Genomic DNA, 4060 nt, shown 5'->3' on the forward strand with positions numbered 1-4060 from the left:
CAAAATTGATTTTATCTGCGGCGGATGCGCCTGCGGCGAAGGTTGCGAGTAATGCGGCCAGAACTAACTTTTTCATTGTAATGCTCCCGTCTGTCTTATTTATGCGCCGTGTCTGCGGCCTGGATATACAATGCCATCTACTGAATTTATATGCAATAAAAATGATTAAATATTGCCTTTGTTGCAAAAAAAAGCGGATAACCCATCAGGTTACCCGCTCAATGAATACCGTTTTATGCATTGGCGTGATTAATTCCTGCGCTCAAACGCCAGCGCCTTACGCTCGATAAGACGCATCATCAGCGTCAGCAGACCGTTGACCACCAGATAGACCAGACCCGCCGCACCGAACACCATCACGTCGTAGGTACGTCCGTACAGCAGCTGCCCGTGGCCCATCACTTCCATCAGGGTGATGGTGTAGGCCAGAGAGGTGCTTTTGAACACCAGAACGACTTCATTGGAATAGGAAGAGAGCGCACGCTTAAAGGCGTATGGCAGCAGGATCGCCAGCGTGTCCTTCTTGCTCATGCCCAGCGCACCGCAGGACTGCCACTGGCCTTCCGGGATCGCGCGGATCGCGCCGTAAAACAGCTGCGTGGTATAGGCCGCGCTGTTCAGTGAGAGAGCTATCAGGGCGCAGAGCCATGGCTCAGAGAGCAAATGCCAGATAACCGGATATTCCTGTAACGACGGGAACTGCCCTGGACCGTAGTAAATCAGGAAGATCTGCACCAGCAGCGGCGTACCGGTAAAGAGCGTAATGTAGCCACGGACAATCCACACCAGCACCGGCGTTTTCAGCGTCAGGACGATGGTGAAGAACAGCGCCAGGATCAGCGCTACGATGATAGACGCAACGGTCAGCGTCAGGCTGGTGTGCAGCCCTTTCATCAGTTCGGGTAAATAATCCAGCATCAGCCTGGTCTCCGTTCAAAACGCGTTGCGCGCAGATCAATACGCTTCAGAACGTACTGGCTCAGCAACGTGATCACCAGGTAGATAGCCGCCGCGACGATGTACCAGGTAAATGGCTCCTGCGTACGGGTGGCGATACTTTTGGTTTGCAGCATTAAATCGTTCACGCTGATCAGGCTCACCAGCGCGGTATCTTTCAGCAGTACCAGCCACTGGTTGCCCAGCCCTGGCAGGGCATGACGCCACATCTGCGGCATCACCAGGCGGAAGAAGATCGCCGCTTTCGACAGGCCCAGCGCCTGACCGGATTCCCACTGTCCCTGCGGTACCGCTTTCAGCGCGCCGCGCAGCGTTTGTGACGCATAGGCCGAATAGAGCAGGGAGAGCGCAATTACGCCGCACAGGAACGGGCTGACGTCGAAGTTCTCAATCTGCATTTGCACCGGGATCTGCGCAAAGCCGAGATTAATCGTAAAGCCGTCCGACAGCGTTAACAGCAGCTGTGAGGAGCCGAAATAGATAAACAGGACCACCAGAATTTCCGGCAGTCCACGCAGCACAGTTACCAGCGCTGAACCGAGCCATGCGACAGGGCGCCACTTAACGGACTCCCACACCGCAAAGAACATCGCCAGTACGAGGCCGATAATCAGTGCACAAACGGCAAGGCCGACGGTCATCCCGGCGGCGCTTGCTAAAGGAAAAATTTCATTCATCAGGAATTACTTCTGGAACCATTTTTTGTAGATGGTTTCGTAGGTGCCGTCTTTCTTCACTTTTTCCAGCGCAGCGTTGAATTTCTGCTGCAGCTCGGTGTTGCCCTGACGTACGGCAATACCCAGACCTGTACCGAAGTAGTCTTTATCTGTCACCTTGTCACCCACGGCGGCCAGCTTGTCGTTCGCTTTCAGCCATTCAGTCACGACAGCCGTGTCCCCGAACACCGCATCGATACGGCCGTTTTGCAGGTCCAGCTTCGCATTCTGGTAGCTGTCATACGGCACGGTGGTGATTTCCGGGTGCTTATCCATGATGAATTTCTGGTGCGTGGTGCCGTTCTGCACGCCGACTTTCTTGCCTTTCAGCAGGTCAACGGAGGCGTATTTACCTTTCTGACCAATGAACAGCGCCGAGTTGTCGTAGTAAGGGGTGGTGAACAGAACCTGCTTTTCACGCTCCGGAGTGATGTCCATACCGGCCATCACGGCGTCGATACGGCGGAACTTCAGGCTGGGGATCAGGCTGTCGAACGCCTGGTTGCTGAAGGTACAGGTCGCGTCGATCTCTTTACACAGGGCATTTGCCAGGTCCACGTCGAAGCCAACAATCTTGTTGTTCGCATCAATGGATTCAAACGGAGGGTAGGACGCTTCAGTGGCGAAACGGATGGTCTGGGCTGCGGTAGCGGAAAGGCTGACGCTAGCAAGCAGCGCGGCAATCAATACTTTTTTCATTATAATTTCCCTAACACATCAGTGTGATAAGTAGTTTTTGAAGGCATCGGTTTGCGGGTTGGTGAAGCAGCTCGCATCACCTTGCTCAACGATATACCCGTTTTCCATGTAGACCACGCGGCTGGCGGTTTTGCGCGCCACTTCCACCTCGTGGGTCACGATGACCTGGGTAATGTTGGTTTCCGCCAGTTCACGAATGATACTCACGATCTGGGCAGTAATTTCCGGGTCCAGCGCTGCGGTTGGTTCGTCGAACAGCAGCACCGCTGGCTCCATCATCAGCGCACGGGCGATCGCCACACGCTGTTGCTGACCACCAGAGAGATGCAGAGGATAACGGTCGCTGTACGGTTTCAGACGCAGACGTTCCAGCAGCTTTTCAGCTCGCGCCATCGCCTGGTCTTTGCTTAAGCCAAGCACGCGGCACGGGGCTTCAATCAGGTTTTGCACCACCGTCAGATGCGGCCAGAGATTATATTGCTGGAAAACCATGCCCACGTTTTGACGCAGTTCACGAATCGCTTTATCAGAAGGGGTTTTCGCGAAGTCAAAATGGTTACCGGCGATGGCCAGCGTTCCCGAACGGGGCATTTCAAGCAGATTTAAAACACGCAGAAGGGAGCTTTTTCCCGCGCCGCTTGGGCCGAGCAAAACCAGCGTTTCGCCCTCCGGGCAGCTCAGCGTAATGTCGAACAGCGCCTGGTGTGCGCCGTAGAAGCAGTTAATGCCGTTTAGTTTAATACTCATCGGGGCAGTCTTTACTCATCCAGGCAATCTATAGCAATTGAGGCCGCAGATAGTACCGTTGACAGAATAGTTATGCAATATTTCTGCGTTAAAAGTTAAATATAACCCGTGTTTCCTCTTAAACATAGCACAAAATAGCGACGGGAAAGGGGGGCGAGAATAAATGTCGGCATTCCGCATGAAATGCCGGACATTTTACGGGGTTAACGTTTATTTAACGTATGCGTTAGCGGTTCTCAATCGACTGGCGAAGGGTGCCCGCCGGAGCATGAACGCTGCCGCCAATGTAGCGCACATCATCTATTGCCCAGCACTGGCCTTCACGGATCATCAGCACCTCATCCTGCCAGGTTTGCGTCCCCTGGGTTAGCTTCACGCGCAGAGGAATATTCCGTGCGTCGGTATTCGGAATGGTGGACGCGCTGGCGACGTCGGCGCTGTCCGGCAGCGTGGCGCGGCTGGAGAACGGATCGGATGAAAGCAGCGCGTTTTGCTGCGGATCGCGCGAGGCGTCATTAAGCAGTTTCGCCAGATTATCGCTCAGGTACGGGCGCAGGGCGGTGAGGTCATTACCGCGATGCTGAATGCGATAATCATAGAACTGTTGCGCCACGGCGTCCGGGCCGCCCTCAATGCAGGGGCCGCTGCGGGAACCGATATCCTTAAAGGCTGGCGTGACCGGCGTAGTGCAGGCGCTGAGCACCAGCGCGCAGGGCACTAAAAGCGTTAAAGCAGAGTAGCGCATGTTGATTTCCTTATTTATTAACTATCCTTTCAATCATAGCGTAACGAACCGATAATGCAGTTGCTAACGCATTGAACGCTAAAGACGGAGAGGAAGTATGCAATTTTCAACAACACCAACCCTGGAAGGTCAACCCATTACCGAGTACTGCGGCGTGGTCACCGGTGAGGCGATTCTGGGTGCCAACATCTTCCGG

At 54.2% G+C, this 4060-nt stretch carries 6 protein-coding genes and 1 pseudogene; 1 reads left to right on the forward strand and 6 read right to left on the reverse strand.

Annotated features, from left to right (window positions below):
• The 6 genes and pseudogenes from HP459_RS21820 to HP459_RS21845 all read right to left on the reverse strand — a co-directional run.
• A pseudogene (locus HP459_RS21820) lies at positions 1–76 on the reverse strand (arginine ABC transporter substrate-binding protein); the annotation flags it as partial.
• A 173-nt stretch (positions 77–249) separates the two neighbouring features.
• On the reverse strand, positions 250–918 hold the full coding sequence (artM, locus tag HP459_RS21825; RefSeq protein ID WP_022647579.1) for an arginine ABC transporter permease ArtM: 669 nt from the start codon (positions 916–918) through the stop codon (positions 250–252).
• Positions 918–1634 carry an arginine ABC transporter permease ArtQ gene (gene artQ / locus HP459_RS21830; RefSeq protein WP_003858367.1) on the reverse strand — a complete coding sequence of 239 codons (717 nt, stop codon included), beginning with the start codon at positions 1632–1634 and terminating at the stop codon, positions 918–920. The genes artM and artQ overlap by 1 nt, the downstream gene beginning before the upstream one ends.
• Positions 1635–1640: 6 nt before the next feature.
• Positions 1641–2372 (reverse strand): arginine ABC transporter substrate-binding protein ArtI, encoded by a 732-nt coding sequence (gene artI, locus HP459_RS21835; protein WP_006174322.1) that lies wholly within the window; start codon positions 2370–2372, stop codon positions 1641–1643.
• Between the two features lie 18 nt (positions 2373–2390).
• A complete protein-coding gene (artP, locus tag HP459_RS21840) occupies positions 2391–3119 on the reverse strand; it encodes an arginine ABC transporter ATP-binding protein ArtP (RefSeq protein ID WP_006809439.1) in 729 nt (242 codons plus the stop codon).
• Between the two features lie 226 nt (positions 3120–3345).
• Positions 3346–3864 (reverse strand): lipoprotein, encoded by a 519-nt coding sequence (locus HP459_RS21845; protein ID WP_022647580.1) that lies wholly within the window; start codon positions 3862–3864, stop codon positions 3346–3348.
• A 97-nt stretch (positions 3865–3961) separates the two neighbouring features.
• Between HP459_RS21845 and HP459_RS21850 the strand changes: the two genes are divergently transcribed.
• Positions 3962–4060 (forward strand): heavy metal-binding domain-containing protein (locus tag HP459_RS21850; RefSeq protein WP_171936827.1); only part of this gene is annotated, 99 nt, incomplete at its 3' end.

This window comes from Enterobacter sp. CM29, assembly GCF_013179605.1.
Classification (GTDB): domain Bacteria; phylum Pseudomonadota; class Gammaproteobacteria; order Enterobacterales; family Enterobacteriaceae; genus Enterobacter; species Enterobacter intestinihominis.